Origin of the sequence: Sandarakinorhabdus rubra (assembly GCF_010994245.1) — a bacterium.
GTDB classification, from domain to species: Bacteria; Pseudomonadota; Alphaproteobacteria; order Sphingomonadales; family Sphingomonadaceae; genus Sandarakinorhabdus; species Sandarakinorhabdus rubra.
In genome coordinates this window covers 1-1,204 of sequence record NZ_WMHO01000378.1, presented here as the reverse complement: position 1 = coordinate 1,204, position 1,204 = coordinate 1, and the positions used below count along the sequence as shown (strand labels likewise).

At 72.4% G+C, this 1,204-nt stretch carries 1 pseudogene; it reads right to left on the bottom strand.

The window, feature by feature from the left end:
• Nucleotides 1-1,204 (bottom strand): annotated as a pseudogene (locus GJV64_RS14650) (hypothetical protein); the annotation flags it as partial.

The window sequence follows — 1,204 nt, the reverse complement described above, 5'->3', positions numbered from 1 at the left end:
CCCAGCGCGATGGCGCCATCCGGTGCCTGCGTGACCGCGCCGGGCGTGCCGGCCGACGGCACGAAGCCGAGGTTGAGATAGGCAGTGCCGCCGCCGCCGCCCACCGACTGGACGCCGGAGCCGGTGCCGCCGGCCCCGGCGACCACCTGGCTGCCGACCATGTTCATGGAGACGGCCACGCCGGCGCTGTCATCCGTGTCTTCGCTGCCGAGGCCAGCGATGATGCTTTCCAGCGGTGTGCCCGGCAGGCTGGTGATGCCTTCGAAATCAAGGGTCAGCGTGCCGCCGCCGCCGTTGACGCTCTGGACGGTCACTGCCTGCGCGTTGCGGCCCATCACCGTCACGCTGCCGTTCTGGTTCACGGTGGCAAGGCCGGCAACGCCGCCGCTGCCGCCGCCCACCGCGCCCAGCAGCGCGTTTATGCCGTTGCCGATCAGCGCGCCGCCGCCGGTGCCCAGGCTGATGCCCAGATTGGCGTCACCGCCGCCGCCGCCCACGCTCTGCGCGCGGATCCCGTCGGCACCGTCGCCGCGGGTGATGATGACGCCGGTGTTGGTCACTGTCACGTCGCCGGCATCGCCGCCGCCGCCGCCGGTGCCGCCGATGGCCACTGCCACAGATTGCTGGCCGTTCTTGCCGGCCGCCGCGCCCACCAGCACGAGTCCGCCGGTGCCGCCACCGCCGCCCACGCTCTGCGCGAAGATACCGTGCGCGTCCGCACCGCTGGTTTCGATGCGGCCGAGGTTGTTCACGGTGACATCGCCGGAATCATTGCCGGTGCCGCCGGCGCCGCCGATGGCGAGGCCCAGCGTGCCGGTGCCTTCGGTGCCGCCAACGCCGGTGATCGAGACGATCGACGAGCCGCGACCGCCGCCGCCGCCGACCGACTGGGCGAGGATGCCATAGGCCTTGCTGCCCGTGGTGATGATGCTGCCCGTGGCGCTGTTGGTGACCGACACATCGCCGGAAACGCCGCCGCTGCCGCCGCTGCCGCCGATGTTCAGCTTCATCTGGTTGGACTTGTTGGTGCCGCCACCGCCCAGCAGGATGTCGATGATGACGCCGGCGCTGCCGCCGCCGCCGCCAACGCTGGTGGCGACGATCCCGGCCGCGTCCGCGCCGGTGGTGCGGATGGTGCCGCTGTTGGAAACGGACACGTCACCGCCGACGCCGCCCGTGCCGCCGCTGCCGCCCACGTTGATGT